The organism is Paenibacillus sp. S-38 (genome assembly GCF_049942825.1).
Classification (GTDB): domain Bacteria; phylum Bacillota; class Bacilli; order Paenibacillales; family NBRC-103111; genus Paenibacillus_G.
The window spans coordinates 5,638,725-5,658,551 of record NZ_CP187970.1 but is presented as its reverse complement, the minus strand read 5'-3'; the positions used below and the strand labels follow the sequence as shown (position 1 = coordinate 5,658,551).

The 19,827-nt window shown below is 57.3% G+C and carries 17 protein-coding genes and 1 other annotated feature; of the genes, 12 read left to right on the top strand and 5 right to left on the bottom strand.

Annotated elements, in window-relative coordinates:
• Window positions 1-67 precede the first annotated feature (67 nt).
• From ACP26L_RS24855 to ACP26L_RS24830, 6 genes are all read left to right on the top strand, one after another.
• Complete coding sequence (locus ACP26L_RS24855) at window positions 68-601, top strand: type 1 glutamine amidotransferase domain-containing protein (protein WP_426447315.1); 534 nt, start codon at window positions 68-70, stop codon at window positions 599-601.
• Window positions 598-1,011, top strand: a complete 414-nt coding sequence (locus ACP26L_RS24850; RefSeq protein WP_426447313.1) for a VanZ family protein — start codon at window positions 598-600, stop codon at window positions 1,009-1,011. Before ACP26L_RS24855 ends, ACP26L_RS24850 begins: the two co-directional genes overlap by 4 nt.
• 188 nt (window positions 1,012-1,199) lie before the next feature.
• Window positions 1,200-1,619 (top strand): hypothetical protein, encoded by a 420-nt coding sequence (locus ACP26L_RS24845; protein ID WP_426447311.1) that lies wholly within the window; start codon window positions 1,200-1,202, stop codon window positions 1,617-1,619.
• Window positions 1,620-1,933: 314 nt separating this feature from the next.
• Window positions 1,934-2,956: a catabolite control protein A gene (ccpA, locus tag ACP26L_RS24840; RefSeq protein ID WP_426447309.1), complete on the top strand. Its 1,023-nt coding sequence runs from the start codon at window positions 1,934-1,936 to the stop codon at window positions 2,954-2,956.
• Window positions 2,957-3,076: 120 nt separating this feature from the next.
• Window positions 3,077-3,781 (top strand): 5'-methylthioadenosine/adenosylhomocysteine nucleosidase, encoded by a 705-nt coding sequence (locus ACP26L_RS24835; protein WP_426447307.1) that lies wholly within the window; start codon window positions 3,077-3,079, stop codon window positions 3,779-3,781.
• Between the two features lie 47 nt (window positions 3,782-3,828).
• A complete protein-coding gene (locus ACP26L_RS24830) occupies window positions 3,829-5,214 on the top strand; it encodes a glycine--tRNA ligase (RefSeq protein WP_426447305.1) in 1,386 nt (461 codons plus the stop codon).
• Window positions 5,215-5,354: 140 nt separating this feature from the next.
• Here the strand turns inward: ACP26L_RS24830 and ACP26L_RS24825 are convergent, their stop codons facing one another.
• Together ACP26L_RS24825 and ACP26L_RS24820 are read right to left on the bottom strand one after the other, a co-directional pair.
• Window positions 5,355-6,551, bottom strand: coding sequence for an acetoin utilization protein AcuC (locus ACP26L_RS24825; protein ID WP_426447303.1), 1,197 nt, complete (start codon window positions 6,549-6,551; stop codon window positions 5,355-5,357).
• Entirely contained in the window at window positions 6,551-7,183 is a 633-nt protein-coding gene (locus tag ACP26L_RS24820; protein WP_426447301.1) for a GNAT family N-acetyltransferase, read from the bottom strand. The genes ACP26L_RS24825 and ACP26L_RS24820 overlap by 1 nt, the downstream gene beginning before the upstream one ends.
• A 143-nt stretch (window positions 7,184-7,326) precedes the next feature.
• On the opposite strand from ACP26L_RS24820, the gene acsA reads away from it, so the two are divergent.
• Entirely contained in the window at window positions 7,327-9,051 is a 1,725-nt protein-coding gene (acsA, locus tag ACP26L_RS24815) for an acetate--CoA ligase (RefSeq protein WP_426447299.1), read from the top strand.
• An 871-nt stretch (window positions 9,052-9,922) separates the two neighbouring features.
• Here the strand turns inward: acsA and ACP26L_RS24810 are convergent.
• Complete coding sequence (locus ACP26L_RS24810) at window positions 9,923-13,096, bottom strand: transglycosylase domain-containing protein (RefSeq protein WP_426447297.1); 3,174 nt, start codon at window positions 13,094-13,096, stop codon at window positions 9,923-9,925.
• Window positions 13,097-13,307: 211 nt separating this feature from the next.
• Window positions 13,308-13,598 (top strand) — a binding site (T-box leader).
• A 59-nt stretch (window positions 13,599-13,657) separates the two neighbouring features.
• Here ACP26L_RS24810 and tyrS point away from each other — a divergent pair.
• Window positions 13,658-14,917, top strand: a complete 1,260-nt coding sequence (gene tyrS, locus ACP26L_RS24805; protein ID WP_426455078.1) for a tyrosine--tRNA ligase — start codon at window positions 13,658-13,660, stop codon at window positions 14,915-14,917.
• A 164-nt stretch (window positions 14,918-15,081) separates the two neighbouring features.
• On the opposite strand, the gene rpsD is transcribed toward tyrS, so the two are convergent.
• A complete protein-coding gene (gene rpsD, locus ACP26L_RS24800; protein ID WP_426447295.1) occupies window positions 15,082-15,681 on the bottom strand; it encodes a 30S ribosomal protein S4 in 600 nt (199 codons plus the stop codon).
• A gap of 327 nt (window positions 15,682-16,008) precedes the next feature.
• Here rpsD and ACP26L_RS24795 point away from each other — a divergent pair, with 327 nt between their 5' ends.
• The 4 genes from ACP26L_RS24795 to ACP26L_RS24780 all read left to right on the top strand — a co-directional run bounded on the left by ACP26L_RS24795 (window position 16,009) and on the right by ACP26L_RS24780 (window position 18,681).
• Complete coding sequence (locus tag ACP26L_RS24795; RefSeq protein ID WP_426447293.1) at window positions 16,009-16,593, top strand: TVP38/TMEM64 family protein; 585 nt, start codon at window positions 16,009-16,011, stop codon at window positions 16,591-16,593.
• 58 nt (window positions 16,594-16,651) lie between these two features.
• On the top strand, window positions 16,652-17,770 hold the full coding sequence (locus ACP26L_RS24790) for an aminopeptidase (protein WP_426447291.1): 1,119 nt from the start codon (window positions 16,652-16,654) through the stop codon (window positions 17,768-17,770).
• Window positions 17,771-17,888: 118 nt separating this feature from the next.
• Entirely contained in the window at window positions 17,889-18,137 is a 249-nt protein-coding gene (locus tag ACP26L_RS24785) for an HPr family phosphocarrier protein (RefSeq protein WP_426447289.1), read from the top strand.
• Between the two features lie 256 nt (window positions 18,138-18,393).
• The gene (locus ACP26L_RS24780) at window positions 18,394-18,681 is read left to right on the top strand and encodes a YlaN family protein (protein WP_013917595.1); all 288 of its coding nucleotides are present in this window, start codon (window positions 18,394-18,396) and stop codon (window positions 18,679-18,681) included.
• Between the two features lie 46 nt (window positions 18,682-18,727).
• On the opposite strand, the gene cax is transcribed toward ACP26L_RS24780, so the two are convergent.
• Window positions 18,728-19,780 carry a calcium/proton exchanger gene (gene cax, locus ACP26L_RS24775; RefSeq protein WP_426447287.1) on the bottom strand — a complete coding sequence of 351 codons (1,053 nt, stop codon included), beginning with the start codon at window positions 19,778-19,780 and terminating at the stop codon, window positions 18,728-18,730.
• Between the last annotated feature and the right edge of the window lie 47 nt (window positions 19,781-19,827).

The following is a 19,827-nucleotide window of genomic DNA, read 5'->3' as shown; positions in this document are numbered from 1 at the left end:
GAACCCTTCTGACGGGAGCTTAAGCAAGTTTGTAACCGAAATAATCACGATAAAAGGAGTGGGAACCATGGAATTGAAAGGCACACGCGTTCTGGCATTTGTCGATGAGGAGTTTGAGGATCTGGAGATGTGGTATCCGGTTATGCGCCTGCGTGAAGCGGGTGCGGAGGTGCACTTAGCCGGACCGAAGAGCGGCACGGTCTACCACGGCAAATACGGGGTGCCGCTGACGACCGAGTATGCGATCGATGAAGTGAGGTCGGAGGATTACATCGGCTTGTACGTTCCGGGCGGATGGGCGCCGGACAAGCTCCGCCGCTACGCTTCCGTGCTGCGTCTGACACGGGAATTCCACGAGGCGGAGAAGCCGATCGCGCATATCTGCCACGCGGGCTGGGTGCTCGCTTCGGCGAAGATTTGCCAGGGCTACACGATGACCTCCACACCGGGGATCAAGGATGACCTCGAGAATGCCGGAGCGATTTGGGTGGACGAGGAGGTCGTGGTCGACCGGAACATCGTCTCGGGCCGCCGCCCGCCGGATTTGCCTGCCTTCAGCAAGGCATTCGTTGATGTGCTCGCCGCGTACCGCAATAAATGATCGGGCTGATTCGCTGGCTGCCGGCCCTTTTGTGGATGGCGGTCATCTATTACTTCTCCTCCAAGACGGGGGATGATCTGGACGGCTGGCTCGCTGTGCTGCACCGCTGGTTTCCGGCGCTGCAGAGCTTCGACTTCGGGCACTTCTTCTCGTATTTGGTGCTCGGATGGACGTTCGTATGGGCCTTCCGTCCCAAACGGCTGACTGCGGCCGTCATGGCGGGCATCGTCCTGCTGTGCTTTCTGTACGGAATTACCGATGAGTATCACCAGTCCTTCGTGCCGCGGCGATCGGTATCCCTGACGGATCTGCGCAACGATGGCATCGGAGCGGCCATCGGCATGGCTCTGCTGCATATCCCTCCCCTGCGGAGGCTATACGCCAAAGCGGTGGATGCTAAATATTACTAACGCACCTCCGGCAGGAGAAAGAGGCGGACAGGTAGAATAATTCTACCTATGCGAATATTACAGTACCGTACAAGCACGCTCAGCACGTCTCCGGGATCTGTAATTTCCGGTAAGTCCGAGGCCCCATATCATGCGGTGCCGGAGGCTTACCCCAGGTCTGCTTTTTGTCTCTAAAAGGAGTGGTATTGTTGCAGAAGCTTTGTAAATGCGGAAATCAAATGAACATCCGGCTTCGAACTGTTATGTATCAGAACAAGGTGGAGATCGAGAACGTGCCGATCTTCTCCTGCGAATCCTGCAGCCGCAACGAAGTGTTCGCGGAGATCAAGCCCGAGCTTACGGGACTGATCGGAACACTGGGCGGCAAGCCCGGCAAACAGCAGGTGCACTTCGATGAAATCAGCGAAGTGGCCCATCTGATGGTGAAGGTCACCGAGAAGAACCGGGCCTCCGATCCGGTGGAATCGATCATCCGGGAGCGGATCAACGAGCTGCTCGATCTGCTGCTGCTGGCGCAGTCCCTCGGCGATGCCGACTGGACTCAGGACGTGCGCAAGCGTCTTGAACAGATTACGAAGCATTCGCTTGCCGTGCAGGATTTGGCGTAACCGAAAGAACGCCGTCCCGCAGGCCGGGTTCTTGTTCTTCGGGATGCCCGCCTGCTTGCAGCACATACATACCGTCTCATCAAGCACAAAGTTGCCGTCCGTTCTACCAGGACGGAGAGGGGCTTGGAGACGGTATGTTTATTTTTTAGTCCGGGTTCGGCCGGCATAGGCGGTCCATGTCAGTTGGCTTTTTTGGTATGGATTTGATACTATATACATAGGACTAGCCTTATATTCGTTGCGTACCTGAGCAATTTGTCGTATGATAAGGCTAAATGACATGATCGCTTTATACATTTTAAACATTGGAGAGAATGGCCGTGACTGTGACAATTTATGATGTAGCCAGAGAAGCAGGCGTTTCCATGGCAACCGTATCCCGGGTTGTCAACAACAATCCGAACGTGAAGCCACAGACGCGCAAGAAAGTATTCGAAGCCATCGAGCGTTTGGGCTACCGTCCGAATGCTGTAGCGAGAGGCCTGGCCAGCAAGAAGACGACAACCGTCGGCGTGGTCATTCCTGATATCTCCAACTCCATATTCTCCGAAGTTGCCCGTGGAATCGAAGATATCGCTAACATGTACCATTACAATATTATTTTGTGCAACGCGGATAAGAAGAAAGAAAAGGAAATCCGCGTTATCAATACGCTGCTCGAGAAGCAGGTGGACGGACTCCTGTTCATGGGCGGCGCCGTAACGGAAGATCACATTCAAGCGTTCAAGACGTCTTCGGTGCCCGTGGTGCTGTGCGCGACGGCGGATGAACAGCGTGTGATTCCTTCGGTCGATATTGACCATGAGAAGGCGGCCTTCGATGCGGTGAATGTGCTGCTGCAGAACGGCCATACGAAGATCGCGATGATCTCCGGCACGCTGCAGGATCCCGCGAACGGATATGCGCGCTACCAGGGGTACAGGAAAGCGCTTGAAGCCGCAAACCTTCCGGTTAACGAGGATTATGTGCGGATCGGCAACTACCGGTATGAATCCGGCATGGAAGTCACCAAGCATTTCCTTGAGCTGGACGAGCGTCCGACGGCCATTTTCGCCGCGACGGATGAGATGGCGATCGGTGCAATACATAGCCTGCAGGATTCCGGTCTCCGCGTGCCGGAGGACATATCCGTGATCTCCGTAGATAATATTCGTATGGCGTCCATGGTTCGTCCGCTGCTGACAACGGTTGCGCAGCCGATGTATGATATTGGGGCCGTAGCGATGCGTCTGCTGACGAAGCTGATGAACAAGGAAACGAAGGATGCTTCCGAACTGACCCAGGTGATTCTGCCGCATGAAGTCATTCATAGAAACTCGGTGGCTCAACGTTCCTAGTGAGCCACTTCTTTTTGTCACAGATGAGGGTGCTGGCAGGGAGCGGCGAAGGGACTTTTATCAACAGTTATGTAAGCCAATATTTGGAAAATGCATGGGGTTCGGTGAGGGGGATTTCAATTGACTTACGGCAAAATCGGCGTCATCGGCGCGATGAAAGAAGAGATTGAGCTGTTTCATGAAGGTATGAAGAGCGTTACCCAGAAGGTCAAAGCAGGGATCACCTTCTATGAAGGCACATTCCATGACCGCTCGATCATGCTCTGCAAGTCGGGCGTAGGCAAGGTCAATGCGGCGGTGACGACGCAGATCCTGATCGATACCTTCGGCGTGGAAGCGGTGCTGTTCACCGGTGTCGCCGGGGCGGTCGATCCGGGACTGGATGTGGGCGACATCGTCGTATCGACGGAGTGCCTCCAGCATGACATGGACGTGACGGCGCTCGGCTTCCCGCGGGGAACAATTCCTTATGAAGCCACCTCGCTGTTCGCGGCCGACGAGAAGCTCCGGAAGCTGGCGGCGGAAGTAAGCGCCGAGCTGTTCGGCGGACGGGTGAAGGAAGGCCGTGTGCTCTCCGGCGACCAGTTCATCTCGAGCCGCGAGACCGTCAGCCAGCTCTATAAGGAGCTTAGCGGCACGTGCACGGAGATGGAAGGCGCGGCAGTGGCCCAGGCCTGCTCGATGAACGGGGTTCCGTTCGTGATCATCCGCTCCATGTCGGACAAGGCGGATGGATCGGCCCATGTGAATTTTGCCGAATTTACCCAGCAGGCGTCCGAGAATTCGTTCCGCATTATCGACGGAATGCTTCAGCGGCTCCAGTAGAAGAGACTGGATCTGTCTTTACATAACCAGAAGGAGAGTTGCTAATCATGTCTTCAGTAACCATGGATCAAATCACGGCTCTTGCCAAACACCGCGGGTTCGTCTTCCCGGGCTCCGAAATTTACGGCGGCCTGGCCAACACCTGGGATTACGGTCCCCTCGGCGTTGAACTTAAGAATAACATCAAGCGCGCCTGGTGGAAGAAATTCATCCAGGAATCCCCATACAATGTCGGTCTGGATGCAGCCATTCTGATGAACCCGCAGGCATGGGTCGCTTCCGGCCACGTCGGCAACTTTAACGATCCGATGATCGACTGCAAGCAGTGTAAAGTGCGTCACCGCGCCGACAAGCTGATCGAGAACGCGCTGGGCGAGAAGGGCATCGAGATCATTGTAGACGGCATGACCTTCGCCGACATGGAGAAGCTGATCTCCGAGCATAAGATCGTTTGTCCGGATTGCGGCGCATTGGATTACACGGATATCCGCCAGTTCAATCTCATGTTCAAGACGTTCCAGGGCGTAACGGAATCGAGCGCCAACGTGGTGTACATGCGTCCCGAGACGGCACAGGGCATCTTCGTCAACTTCAAGAACGTACAGCGTACGATGCGCAAGAAGCTGCCTTTCGGTATCGGCCAGATCGGCAAGAGCTTCCGGAACGAGATCACGCCGGGGAACTTCACGTTCCGTACGCGCGAGTTCGAGCAGATGGAGCTTGAATTCTTCTGCAAGCCGGGCGAGGACCTGCAGTGGTTCGAGTACTGGCGCGGCTTCTGCCGCGATTGGCTGCTGAAGCTCGGCATCAGCGAGACCAGCATCCGTCTGCGCGATCACAATGAGGACGAGCTGTCCCACTACAGCAACGCGACGACCGACATCGAGTACAAGTTCCCGTTCGGCTGGGGCGAGCTGTGGGGCATTGCGGACCGTACCGACTATGACCTGAAGCAGCACATGTCCCATTCGGGTGAGGACTTCAACTATATCGAGCAGGAAACGAATGAACGCTATGTTCCTTACTGCATCGAGCCGTCACTGGGTGCGGACCGTGTAACCCTGGCCTTCCTGATCGACGCGTACGAAGAGCAGCAGCTCGAAGGCGACGACAGCCGGACCGTTCTGCATTTCCACCCGGCACTTGCGCCTTACAAAGCGGCGATCTTCCCACTGTCGAAGAAGCTGTCCGAAGGCGCACACAAGGTGTTCGCCGACCTCGCGAAGCACTTCCTCGTCGATTACGATGAGACGGGGTCGATCGGCAAGCGGTACCGCCGCCACGACGAGATCGGTACGCCGTTCTGCATCACGTATGACTTCGAGTCCGAGACGGACGGCCAAGTGACCGTGCGTGACCGCGATACGATGGAACAGACGCGGATGCCGATCAGCGAGCTGAAAGCGTTCATTGAGAGCAAGCTGGAGTTCTAATAGCACACAAGAAAACCCGCGGCCCTTGGGCTGCGGGTTTTCTTGTGTTTTTTGTTTGGAGATGCAGCATCTGGAGGCAGTCCGAAGTGCGATGTGGCTGCAAAAAAGTGCTTTCTGCATGCTTCTGCTTCCGCTCGGAGCTACTTCAGATACAGCATCGCGATCTCCTTGGTCTGCCGGTTCTTGACCGTGATCTCGGCCCGGCGGGGCATCGGCGCCCAAGTGTCCACCGGATCGAGCCAGGTAGGGGGCAGCGGTTCCTCACTGAACGGCTGCCAAGCCTTCACCCAGTCAGCAGGAAGCGGAAGGCCCGCATCCGCTTTCATGGCATCACGCAGGGGATGATCCGTCATCTCCAGCCACAGCAGGCTCCAGGCCCGCGGAACGACACGCCAGATGTCATACCCGCCGCCGCCGAGGGCGACCCAGCGGCCCTCACAGTATTGATGGGCCAGCCGGTGAATCAGTGCCGGCATCGCCCGGTAAATCTCCATGGAGCAGTGCACATGGGCGAGGGGGTCGAAGGCATGGGCGTCGCAGCCGTGCTGGGATACGATCAGGCCCGGTTTGAATTGGTCGATCACCTTCACCAGCACATCTTCGAAGCACTCCATCCATGACTCATCCTCCGTGTAAGGCTCTACCGGCACGTTCACGGTCGCTCCGAAGCCGCTGTCTTCCCCGCGCTCCTGAACGGCTCCTGTACCCGGAAAGAGGTATTTGCCGGTCTCATGAATGGAGAACGTACAGACGTCGGGATCGGTGTAAAAGCTCCACTGCACTCCGTCTCCGTGATGCACGTCCGTGTCGATATACAACACCCTTGCCCCGTATTGGCACTTGGCATGCTCAATGGCAACAGAGGCGTCGTTGTACACGCAGAAGCCGGCTCCTTTGCCCGCCAGCGCATGATGCAGGCCGCCGCCCAGATGCAGCGCATGCGGGGTCCGCCCGGTCATGACGGCATCCACCGCCTGTACGGAGCCGCCGACAACCGTGGAGGTCGCCTCATGCATCCCGTGGAAGAAAGGCGTATCCTCCGTGTCGAGCCCATAGGTGGCTGCCCGGCCTACCCAAGCTTCGTCCGGTACGGGCTGGCTGAGGGCGATCACGGCTTCCACGTACTCTTTGGCGTGGACGGTACAAAGCTTATCAGGGTCCACAGGCCGCGGAGGCTCCATACAGGAGGGGGGGAGGGCGCCCGCCCGGCGCAGCAGGTCCACGGTCAGCAGCAGACGCTTTTGGTTGAACGGATGATCATCATTGAACCGGTATGCGGTTTCATTCTCGTTATAAATAAACAAAGCTTGTCGCTCCATGCTTCCCTGCGCCCCCATTAGTACATGAACCGCTGCCGGAATCGGACTCTGTCGAACTGCTCGACGGAGGACAGCGGTACGTTTTTGCCGATACGGACCATCAGGCAGTTGGCGGGGTGGGAGCAGATCTCCGGGTCATCCGTGGCGAACCAGACCATATCGACGCTCTTCATCAGCTTCTCCATCATGTCGCGGTACTGCCAGACGGTCAGCCCACTGGACTCCAGATCCCAGTGCCAATAGTATTCGGTCGTAAAGGTGATGACATTCTCCAGCTGCCCGTCTTCGAAGGCAAGCCGGATCAGCTTCTTGCCAAGTCCAAGTCCCCGGTACGCATTGGCAACTTCAATGGCGCCGAGCTCGATAAGATCGAGCATGCCGCCTTCGGACCAGCGCTCCAGCTCGTCGGCATAGTGGAAGGTAACATACCCAACGATGACTTCTTCATGCCGGGCGAGAATAATGCGCCCCTCTGGCAGGCCGGCGATCTCCACCAGCGCTTCAAACTGCTCTTTGGGCCTGCGGAAGGCATCAAGGTCAGGGTGCATCGTATACTTGCGCAGCTGCTCGGGAGGTACGGGACCTTCGAGAACCAGCTCCGTGTTCTGATATGGGACCGAAGATTGCTGATAGATTTTGATGTGATTCATCCGGTGGAACGTTTCCCCCTTCCAGAACTGTCCCTTCCAGCATAACAAAAAAATAGTCGAATAAAAAGGCTTATGGTATAATAAGGGTGGTGAGCAATGAAAGCGTTTCAAAAACAATGGAAGAGGTAATGGAGGGCTGCGGCATGGATCAGACGAATGTGGAAAGCATTGCACCTGTAACGGCACAATCCAACATGAAGAACTATGAAGAGGAACGCGCGGGCTTCCGCTGGGAAGACATTGAGGCGACATTCTCCTGGTCGCAGACCGGAAAGCTGAACGCGGCCTACGAGGCGATCGACCGGCATGCCGAATCGTCCCGCCGGGACAAAGTCGCTCTGTACTACAGTGACGACCGCCGCGATGAACAATATACATATCTCGAGATGAAGCAGCAGTCGAACCGATTCGGCAACGTGCTCAAGGGACTGGGGGTGGGCAAAGGGGACCGGGTCTTCATCTTCATGCCCCGGACGCCGGAGCTGTACTTTGCACTGCTTGGGGCCATCAAAGTCGGAGCGGTGGTCGGTCCGCTGTTCGAGGCGTTCATGGAAACGGCCGTGCGCGACCGGCTGGAGGACAGCGAGGCGGTCGCTATCGTAACGACGCCGTCACAGCTGTCGCGTGTACCTGTAGATCAACTGCCGCATTTGAAGCACGTCATTCTGGTCGGGGAAGACCTTACACTTGCTGAGGGGCAGGTCGATTTCCGTAAGGAAATGGAGAATGCTTCCGAGGAGCTGGAGCTGGAATGGGTCGACCGCGAGGATGGACTGCTCATCCACTATACGTCGGGTTCGACGGGCAAGCCGAAGGGCGTCTTCCATGTGCATAATGCGATGCTGCAGCATTACTACACAGGCCGTGTCGTGCTGGATCTGCAGGAAGACGACGTGTACTGGTGTACGGCCGACCCGGGATGGGTTACCGGAACCTCGTACGGGATTTTCGCACCTTGGCTGAACGGGGCTACGAACGTCATCCGCGGGGGCCGCTTCTCTCCACAGGACTGGTACCGGACAATTGAGCGCTATGGCGTAACCGTATGGTACAGCGCGCCGACGGCCTTCCGGATGCTGATGGGCGCCGGAGACGATGCCGTGAAGCAGTTCAACCTGGGATCGCTGCGCCACGTGCTCAGCGTAGGCGAGCCGCTCAACCCGGAGGTCGTCCGCTGGGGGCTCAAGGTCTACAACCAGCGCATCCACGATACGTGGTGGATGACGGAGACCGGCGGCCAGCTCATCTGCAACTACCCGTGCATGGCGATCCGTCCGGGCTCGATGGGCAAGCCGCTGCCGGGCATCGAGGCGGCCATCATCGACGATGCGGGCAACGTGCTGCCGCCGTACCGCATGGGTAACCTCGCGATCAAGACGCCTTGGCCGTCCATGATGCGCAAGATCTGGAAGAACCCGGCGAAGTACGAGGAGTACTTCCGGATTCAGGGCTGGTACATCTCCGGCGATTCCGCTTATATGGACGAAGACGGGTACTTCTGGTTCCAGGGACGGATCGACGACGTCATCAATACCGCCGGTGAGCGCGTAGGCCCGTTCGAGGTCGAGAGCAAGCTCGTCGAGCACCCGGCTGTAGCCGAAGCAGGCGTCATCGGCAAGCCGGACCCGATGCGCGGCGAGATCATCAAGGCTTTCATCGCCCTGCGCGAAGGCTACACGCCGTCCGATGAGCTCAAGGCCGACATCTCCCGCTTCGTGAAGGAAGGCCTGTCCGCCCACGCGGCCCCGCGCGAGATCGAGTTCAAAGACAAGCTGCCGAAGACCCGCAGCGGCAAGATCATGCGCCGAGTCCTCAAAGCCTGGGAGCTGAACCTCCCTACAGGCGACCTCTCCACAATTGAGGATTAATGGCTCTGCACTTATCCGGTAGGTAATCCCTAATCGTAACCTGTTCTTATCTTGTAAACAAAGAACCGCCAGCGGATGATTCCCGCTGGCTGTTCTTTGTTATCCCTGCAAAGCGGGGCATAGGCCTGCTTTGCAGGGATTGTCTTTGCGGTTCTGCTGCTGCATCGAACCTGAAAGGGAGTCCGCAGCAGCATAGGCACTGGGTGGTTGCAGTGCTGCATCGAACCTGAAAGGGAGCCCGCAGCAGCATAGACAGTGGGTGGTTGTTGGTGCTGCATAGAACCTGAAAGGGAGTCCGTAGCAGCATAAGCAGTGAGTGGTTCTGCTGCTACATAGAACCTGAAAGGGAGTCCGCAGCAGCATAGGCAGTGGGTGGTTGTTGGTGCTGCATCGATCCTGAAAGGGAGCCGGCAGCATTGGAGGTAGTGTAGGGTTGCCATGCTGCATAGAACCAGGAGGGGTGTCCGCAGCAGGGGACTCCCCCCCAGCGATCTTTCGCCTTCCGATGCTGGCGGGGCTTCACGCTCTATCCCTGCATTTTCTGCCGGCTCTTCACAAGGCAAAGCAGCAGCAAAAAAATACCGCCAGCGGAGCGAAGCCGCCGGCGGTACTTTTATTTCCTCCCCAAAGTCAGGGCCGGGGAGATGGCACTTGCCAGCCTGACGAGAGAGCTCGCAGCAGGGAGGGAAGAGGGGGGAGCCGGAGGAGTTTACGTCAGCCTTTCAACCCCGTGAAGATTCCATAACATCTAATCAGTCCTTCACGGGGTTGAACAGCTGCCGGAGGAGCCCCCCTCTGTACGACCGCCTCGCGAGCGAGTGTCCCTCGACTCTCGTCTCTCGCCCCCTCGCTCTTATACAACCGCCTCGTGCTATTTCTTCGACCTGACGGCCACCGAAGACTTCGACTCCCCAGCCTCATTGGTCGCCGAGACGATATAGTAGCCTTCCGTCGAGACGGCATAATACTTGAATTCCGTCCCGCCCTTCACGGTGCCGATCTTGGAGTACTTGCCGTTCTCCTTGTCGCTGAAGTAAACATTGTACTGCGTAACCTTCTCCTTGTCGGCGTTGGCCTTCCACTTCAGCTCGATGCCGCCGCCGCTGGATTTGACGGTAACCCCGGTAGGGATCGAAGGAGCGCTCTTGGGTGCCGGGGTGCTGTCTTTGTCATCACCTGACTCCTTCTCGCTGCTCTTCTTGTCGTCGGAGGACTCGGATTTCTTGTCGTCCTCCGTCTTCGCGGTTTCGCCGTTACCGGCGCCGAAGAGCAGATCCATGCTCGTGCCGTCGGTGTAGGCCGCCTTGCTTGGCGAAGACTCTTTGCCGGCAACATCGACCGTCGTGACGTAATACCCGTAGGTGCCGCCGGAGGAGGACGTGTCGGTAAACTTCGTCTCGTCTCCGGCAAAGACCACGCCGCTGACACGCTGGAAGCTGCCGCCGTTCACCGAGCGGTAGAGACGGTAGCCGACCGCGTCGCCGCTGTCGCTGGCACCGAAGGTGATTACGTTGGACTCCCCTGTGCGTGTCGCTACGACGGTGGTCGGTGCATTCGGCGCATTGCCGTCGTCCTTGCGCGGATCCGTCTCGGAAGGCGCGTCCTGCTCGTAATCCTTCGGCTTGTAGAAGTCCAGGCTCCGTTTGCGGTCCGCCGGCAGCTTGCCGATAATGCTGCGGAGCTCGCGGAACAGCTTGCCGAGCGGCTCGGGACGCTTGATGACGGATTTTTCTTCGACGAAGTCGGACGGCGTCTCCTCCCGCGCGATATAGTTGATGCCGTTATACGTAATGACCGGCAGCCGGACCATCACATTGTCTTCCTCGGTCGGCACATACTTTTTGTTGAAGAGGTCCGTCGTCAGCTTTCCTGCACGGCTGGTGGCATTGCTCGGCAGCTTGCCGGAGAGCGAGGAGACGGTCATCTCCACAATATCGGCCGGACGCTCGAAGGTCTTTGTGGGGAAGAGCTCCGGATGCTTCTCGATCGTCGAGTCCATGACCAGAGCCCAGATGTTTTTTGCCCGGTTGGTGCCGCCCGTTTTCTTGCTCAGCTTATGGACAGGCAGATCGTAGCCTGCCCAGACGCCGAGGGTAACGTCCGGCGTATAACCCATGAACCAGGCGTCGGCATCGTCCTGGGTGGAGCCTGTTTTGCCGACAATCGGCACTTGGCCGTAGTGCTTAAAGGTCTTCATAAGGTCGGTCGCGGTGCCGGAGGTGATAACCGTACGCATCATGTCGGTGATGAGATAGGCCGTCTGCTCCGAGAATGCCGGGTTCGATTGCAGCTGGTGCTCGAACACGACCTTGCCGTTCGAATCCGTAATTTTGCGGATCATATAGGCTTCATTGAACACGCCCTTGTTGCCCATCGTGGCATAAGCGTTGGTGAGCTCCTTGACGGTAACCCCGTTGCGCAGCCCCCCGATCACGCCGGTCTGGGCGACATAGTCGTCTTCGCCTACCGAGGTAACCCCGATCTGGTTCGCGAACGCCCAGGCCTTCTCGATCCCTACGTCGTTCAGGAACAGTTTTATGGCCGGGATGTTGTAGGACTGGTTAAAGGCCCGGCGGACGGTGATCAGACCGTGGTATCCGTCATCCCAGTTCTCGGGGATATGATAGCCTTTGCTGCCGTCCTTCAGGATGATCGGCACATCGTCGATGACGGAGGCCGGTTGAATTTTGCCTGCCTCCATGGCAGGTATGTATGCAGCGACCGGCTTCATGGTGGAGCCCGGCTGCCGGTAAGCCTGGGTTGCGTGGTTGAGCTGTTCCTTCCAGAAGTCGCGGCCCTCGATCATGCCGAGAATGGCGCTGGTCCTGCTGTCCATAAGCACTGCGCCAATCTGCTCGATGCCCTTGACCTTGTCCTCCGGAGTGAAGTTCTTCTCGTCCGAGGCGATCGCACGCATCGAGCTGTAGATATCCTTGTCGATGGTGGTGTAGACATGGTAGCCGCCCCGGCTGAGCTTGGTCTGCATACTCTTGAGCGCCTCGGCATACTCTTCCGGGCTCTCCTTCGGATTGAGCTTGGGATTCTCCACCTTGAGCAGTGCCTTGGCGGCCTCGCGTTCCACTTCGATCATCAGGTAAGGATACTCGGTGTAGGCCCGTTTGACTTTCTCGGCGAGCGTGCTCTTCAGATCAAACTGGAGCGCCTCCTGGTACTGCGCATCGGTGATCTTGCCTTCCTCAAGCATCCGGCGTAGCACCAGCTGCTGGCGCTGCACAGCCCGCTTGAAGGCCGCGCCGTCCACTTCCCCCTTCGAGGTGAAGGCGGAGTAGTTGCTCGGCTGCTGCGGCAGCCCGGCGAGATAGGCGGCCTGAGCCAGATTCAGCTTCGACAGGTCGTCGATGTTGAAGATGCCCTTGGCGGCCGCCTTGATGCCGTACAGGTTGTAGCCGGACGAGCCGTTGCCGTACGGAATCTTGTTGAGGTAGGCGAGCAGGATCTCATCCTTCGACATCAGGCGCTCCATCCGCATGGCGAGCAGAATCTCCTTCGCTTTGCGGCTGTCGTCCCGGCTCAGGGTGAGGAAGACCCGGCGGGCCAGCTGCTGCGTAATCGTACTGCCGCCCGTCTGCACATCCTCCTTGAGCAGCTTCTGAACGACGGCCCGGGCCGTCCCTTTGAAGTCCACGCCGTTGTGCTCATAGAAGTTCTTGTCCTCAATGGCAAAAACAGCATCCAGGACATGCTGGGGGATATCGTTCAAGGCGACCATCCTCCGGTCTTCCTCCGTCCGAAGCTGGCCGACGACCGAATCGTCCCGGAAATACACGAAGCCGGTCAAGGCGTCGTCCTGCATCTCCTTCAGCATCTCCTCTTTGCTCCGCACGGGGTCGTCCTTGACGAGAGAGGTGACATAGCCGAAGGCCGCGCCTCCTCCCAGGAAGCAGGCGATGAGCCCTAAGATGAAGAGCCACTTGACGCTGCTCAGCGTTACTTTTCCTGCGGTAAAAAAAACACGTTTATAACTGCGGGGTTTCTTCGGTTCCTTGGGTTTCCTCTCGGTTACTTTCTCTTGATCCAGTTCCATGAATCGGCTTCCTCCTGCCTGGCCCAAACATTCCTTAACAATTATAGCACAAAGCGTCAAGGTTCGGCATGGGATTCCGTTCCTCCATCGGTGACGTTTCGGTGATGAGGGCCTTATGGAATGCTGAATACTGGGGGCTGACCTGCCATGCCGGCAGGGTTTGACAACTCTTTTGGGCCTGTGGTATAAATGGTTTTAATAATTCCATAAGCCAAATGCAGTGAAGGATTCAGTAGGAGAGGGAACCCAGCTTACAGAGAGCCGGCGGGTGGTGCGAGCCGGCAGCTGACCTTACGTCCGAATTACCGTCCGGAGCAGCGGAAGGGAAGAGGGAGATCGTCTTTTGGGCGGGTTCCTTGCGTAGCTTCCGATCGGGCTGACCGCCCGTTATCCATGATGAAGTGAAAGTCCGCCGGACCGGACTGTCAGGGGCAGCCCTGCGGAGCCGGGAAGAGGACTTTAATTAGGGTGGTACCGCGAGCTGAGCCTTCTCGTCCCTTTGTGGAGGAGAAGGCTTTTTTGTATTTTCATAAGAAGAGAGAGGATGATACCGTAATGGCAATGGATATTTTGAGTGATTTGGAATTCCGCGGATTGATCAACCAGGTGACGGACCGGGAGGGGCTCGCCAAGAAACTGGCGGAGGAGCCTGTTGTGCTCTACGCGGGCTTCGACCCGACGGCGGACTCCCTGCATATCGGGCACCTTCTGCCGCTGCTCGTGCTGCGGCGCTTCCAGCAGGCCGGCCATATCCCTGTAGCGCTGGTAGGCGGGGGCACAGGCCTTATCGGCGACCCGAGCGGCAAGGCGGCCGAGCGGACGCTGAACCCGAAGGAAGTCGTGGAGGAGTGGACGCAGAAGCTGAGAAACCAGCTCTCGCAGTTCCTGGACTTCGAAGCCGAGAAGAACCCGGCGCAGACGGCCAACAACTACGACTGGCTGTCCGAGCTGAATGTCATCGGCTTCCTGCGGGATGTCGGCAAGAACTTTACCGTGAATTACATGCTGGCCAAGGACTCCGTGGATTCCCGTCTCGAGAAGGGGATCTCCTTCACGGAATTCAGCTACATGATCATGCAGGCGTACGACTTCCAGCAGCTGAACGAGAAGCGGGGCTGTTCCCTGCAGATCGGCGGCAGCGACCAATGGGGCAACATTACGGCGGGGCTGGAGCTCATCGGGAAGACGAACGGCAATCAGGCCTTCGGCTTGACGGTGCCTCTGGTGACGAAGAGCGACGGCTCGAAGTTCGGCAAAACGGAAGGCGGCGCCGTGTGGCTCAACGCAGAGAAGACGACGCCTTACCAGTTCTACCAGTTCTGGATCAATACGGACGACAACGATGTCGTGAAGTTCCTGAAGTACTTCACGTTCCTGTCGCCGGATGAAATCGGCGAGCTGGAGCGCCAGGTGAAGGAAGCGCCGGAGAAGCGGGAAGCACAGCGCGTGCTTGCCAAGGAGATGACAACGCTCGTTCACGGTGCCGAGGCGGCCGAGAGCGCGATCCGCATCTCCACCGTCCTCTTCAGCGGGGATGTGGGCTCCCTCTCCGGCAGCGAGATCGAGCAGGCATTCAGTGACGTGCCGTCCACCGAGCTCGATGCCGGTACGGAGATCACGCTCCTCGACCTGCTCGTGCAGGTGAAGGCGGCCCCGTCGAAGCGGCAAGCGCGTCAGGATGTGGAGAGCGGCGCCGTCTCGATCAACGGAGTCAAGACGACGGAGCTCGATAAGGTCGTCCGTGCCTCCGACGGCCTCGAAGGACGTTTCCTCGTCATCCGCCGGGGCAAGCGCAATTACTACCTGGTGAAGTTCCAATAATACGGAACAGAGCCGTTACGAAGAAAAGATGAACAGCCCGCTCCCTCCGGTTATTCCGGGGGAGCGGGCTGTTTTTGGTCGTGGGGCGGGGATGCGGGGTGCTGCGGCAGCAAAAAAACAAGCTGCCGGCAAGAAGCGGGCAGCTTGTTTCGATGAGCCGGAGATTAACGGCTGTAGAACTCGACGATTTGCTTTTCGTCGATCTCTTGTGCGAGCTCGGAACGCTCAGGAAGACGAACGTACTTGCCTTCTACTGCAGCTTCGTTGAACTCAAGGTAAGCAGGCAGGTAGTTGCGGTTTGCGAGAGCTTCTTTCACTGCGGACAGGCCGCGGCTCTTCTCGCGAAGACCGATCACGTCGCCGGTGGAAACCAGGTAGGACGCGATGTCAACTTTCTTGCCGTTAACCGTTACGTGACCGTGGGAAACCAGCTGACGTGCGCCTGCACGGGAGTTGGAGAGACCCAGACGGTATACGAGGTTGTCGAGACGGCTCTCGAGCAGGAACATGAAGTTCTCACCGGAGATCCCTTGCATTTTCGCAGCCTTATCGAACAGGTTGCGGAACTGCTTCTCGTTCAAGCCGTACATGTGGCGGAGCTTTTGCTTCTCCTGCAGCTGTACGCCGTAGCCGGACATTTTCTTGCGCTGCCCTGGACCGTGCTGGCCTGGAGGGAACGGACGCTTGAGTTCTTTGCCGGTACCGCTCAGGGAAATACCGAGGCGGCGGGAGAGTTTGAATTTAGGACCTGTGTAACGTGACATTGTATGGTGGGCTCCTTTATAAGTAAAGTTAGGATTCGGGTGAAGCTTGTGCCCGATTTTGCGCATCTGTCGGGAAGAACCCAGCCGCGGTCCCGACAGCAACAAAACCTATAGAGGGTGACACCGACTTCCACCATAAATAAGCAAGTCCGCTATGTGCGGATCAGAGCTCATTCTCGACTTCTAATTCTATAAGATAGAGTGGGTCTGTGTCAAGTAAAGGAAGGGGCGAATGGAACGAAAGCTAGGAATGGGAGGAAGCGTCCCGGGCAGAGTTTGGAAGCCCGTTTTTTTTTGGTACAATAAGGGAAGAGAGGGGGACGAGGCATGGGCGAGTGGGATATTAGGCATCTAACGGATACGCTGGGCTCCCTCGGCTTCTTCGGGCAGGCCTGCGGAGCTCTGCTTATTCTGCTTCAAACGATCGTGCCGTTCGTACCGTTCGTCGTGGTGGCCGGAGCGAACGTGCTCCTGTTCGGTCTATGGCTGGGGTTCCTGGTTAATTATGTGTTCGCCTGTCTTGGAGCCGTTCTTGCGTTCTACGGCACCCGCAGCTTCGGCAGGGAATGGGCGCAGGCACGGCTCGCGAGATACCCGCTTGCGGACCGCTTCAACGAGAAATTGGAGAAGCACGGACTGCTGTATATCACGCTGTCCCGGGTGATACCGGTGCTCCCCTCCTTCGCGATCAATATGGCGGCTGCGGTGACCCGCGTGCGGTCAAGGGATTTTATTGTCGGCACCCTGATCGGCAAGATGCCGATGATCCTGCTCGAATCGCTGATCGGGCATGATCTCCTGCATTTTACAAAGCATAAAGGCAGGCTTCTGATTCTGCTTGCTCTCTTCGGTCTGCTGCTGGCGGCGGGGGGCTACCTCAAGATGAGATGGACCAAGAGCGGCGGTAAATAAAGAAGGACAAAGTAACATTCCGGTTCATCATTCAAAGATAAAAGGAGACGATTGACAGATGCGCGATCCGCGGCTGGAGCAGTTGGCCCGTAATCTGGTGGGGTATTCCCTCGATGTTCAGCAGGGGGAGAAGGTGCTGATCGATATGATCGGCTCCGAACGGGAGCTCGTCAAATGTCTGGTGGAGGAAGTGTACGCCCGTGGAGGCGTGCCTTATGTGGAGCTTATCGATCCGTCGGTCCGTGCGGCCGTACTCAAGGGGGCGACGCAGGAGCAGATCGAGCACTGGACGCAGATGGACCTGCTGCGCATGAAAGACATGAGCTGCTATATCGGGGTGCGGGCCGGTGAGAACGTGAGTGAGATGTCCGATGTGCCCGAGGAGAAGATGAAGCTCTACTCCCAAATCTACAGCAAGCAGGTGCACCTGGAGCAGCGTGTCAAAAAGACCCGCTGGGTCGTGCTGCGCTATCCGAACGCTTCCATGGCCCAGCTGGCGGGCATGAGCACCTCGAAATTCGAGAACTTCTATTTCGACGTATGCAACCTGGATTATGCCAAAATGTCCGTGGCAATGGATCCGCTGCAGGCGCTGATGAACCGGACGGACCGGGTACGGATCGTGGGGCCGGGGGCGACGGATATTTCGTTCTCGATCAAGGGAATCGGCTCGGTCAAGTGCTGCGGCAAGCGCAACATTCCGGACGGCGAGGTGTATTCCGCTCCGGTACGGGATTCGGTCAACGGGACGATCGCCTACAATACGCCGTCGGTCAGCGGGGGCGTAACCTTCGAGAATGTCACGTTCCGGTTCGAGAGCGGGCGAATCGTGGAGGCGACGGCGAATGATTCGAAGCGGTTGAACCAGATTCTCGATACGGACGAGGGGGCCAGGTACATCGGAGAATTCTCGCTGGGCTTCAATCCCCACATCCTGCATCCGATGAAGGACACGCTGTTCGACGAGAAGATCGACGGCAGTCTGCACTTCACACCGGGTCAGGCCTACGAGCAGGCGGACAACGGTAACCGCTCCTCGGTCCACTGGGACCTCGTGCTGATCCAGCGCCCGGAGTTCGGCGGAGGGGAAATCTACTTCGACGACGTGCTGATCCGCAAGGATGGAAGATTCGTGATTCCGGAGCTCGAAGGGCTGAACCCGGAGCATCTGAAATAGCCGGGACACCGCGCCGGGAGGGCGAATTTTGCCCTTGCATGTTAACCTTTTCCAAGGTATCATAAGGAAGAAAGCGATTTATTTGACGATTATTCAACCGACGCATGGAGGGATTTGTATGGCTAACGCAAACAATGCAGCAATTGTGGAAATCTCACAAACCGCTAATAAATTCAGATCGTCTATCGTTCTTCAGTACGATAACAAGTACATCGACGTGAAGAGCATCCTCGGTTTGTTCACCACCCTCCTGACAACGAGCAATTATGATCTGCACGTGCATGGTCCGGATGCGGAAGAAGCCAAGGAAGCCATGGCGGAAGTATTCAAGAAGCATGGCCTGACGATTAACAGCATTCAGGACTAACCGCCTGGGCTCCCTTGAAAGGGTACATAGGAAGGCACTTTCGCGCTTTGTGAAAGTGCCTTTTTGCTTTTTTCACAGGACGGATTCCCAAAAACGTATTATTATACGGACGACTTGTGTATTCGCTGGGTTTCGACTAAAATTAAGAATATGGAGCGTGAATGCAGCCATTCACGGATTTCGGGAGAACCGGAGGGCGAACTCGGGCCGGTGTGCTGCCGGGTTTCGCTTCAGGAGTATACAGGGGGGAAGCATCATGTCGTCAGATGTGCTGCTCAGCTTGTCGCAGAAAGCGCTGCAGCTGCTTCAGGAAGATGCGGACAAGATCGAGAAGCTGATCGAAGTGCAGATGGAAAACTTAACTACGCGCAAATGTCCTCTGTATGAAGAGGTATTGGATACGCAGATTTACGGCCTGTCAAGGGAGATCGATTTTGCCATCCGGGCAGAACTCGTCCAAGAAGCCGCCGGCAAGCAGATTCTGGTGAAGCTGGAGCGCAATTTGGCAGCGCTGTATGAGGCCATGAGCCAAAATAAAGAGTAACCCTTTCGGGTTACTCTTTTTTGTTTCTCTTTGGCGCCTCAGCCCCTTAGACGAGGAAGAAGGCTATACCGATGATGAGGTACACGACAAGGAGCAGGACCCCTTCGTACCAGTTCGTATTACCGTCCCGGGAGATCGAGGAGGCAATGAAGGCGGCTACCCCGATGGCCACCAGCTCGTAAGTGCTGAACACGAGGTCCATCGGATTGCCGAAGAACAGCGACAGCAGCACAAGCAGCGGAGCCACGAACAGAGCAATCTGCAGGGAGCTGCCGATGGCGATCTCGATGGCGGCGCCCATCTTGTTCTTGCGGGCCATGATGACCGCGGCGCTGTGCTCCGCCGCATTGCCCACGATGGCGATCAGGAAGGCACCGACGAACAGCTCGGAGAGACCGAATTGATGGCTGAACTGTTCCAGTGTGCTCACGAGCCACTCGCTCTCGAAGGCTACCATCACGGTGGCGAGGATCAGGAAGACCACCGACATGCCTTTGGACCAGGCAGGCTCCCCATGCTCGACGACTTCATCGGCAAGCTCGTTCTTGTGGGTAACCATGGAGAAGTAGAGCCAGAGCAGGTAAGCGACGATGAGAATACCCGATACGACGACACTCAGCTCTTGGTTCTCAAGCGTGGTCAGGCTCTTCGTGAAAGAGGCGGGAACAAACAGGGCGATGACGGCCAGCAGCATCAGGGATGCGTTGTGTCCCGCCAGCTTGACGTTGAAGGTCTGCTCCTTGAACTTGAGCCCGCCCAGCAGAACGCTGAGGCCGAGGACGAGGAGCATGTTGCCGATGATCGAGCCGGTGATGCTCGCCTTCACGACCTCGAATGCGCCGTTCTTGACCAGGAAGATGGCGATAATGAGTTCCGCAGCGTTCCCGAAGGTGGCGTTAAGGAAGCCGCCAAGGCGTTCGCCGGCGTAATGGGCGACGCTTTCCGTAGCTTTGCCGAGGAAGCCCGCCACAAAGATCACGGCGATGGCGGAGATAAAGAACTGCACGGTCGGGTTGAAGACAGGCTCGCCTATGTAATGGGCCGCAGCGCTGAGCAGGAAGCTCAAGATCAGACCGATGGTAAAACCGTACCGTTTCATCGTTTTCCCCCCTATGGATCTATACATGTTCCCTGAAAGAATCTTCA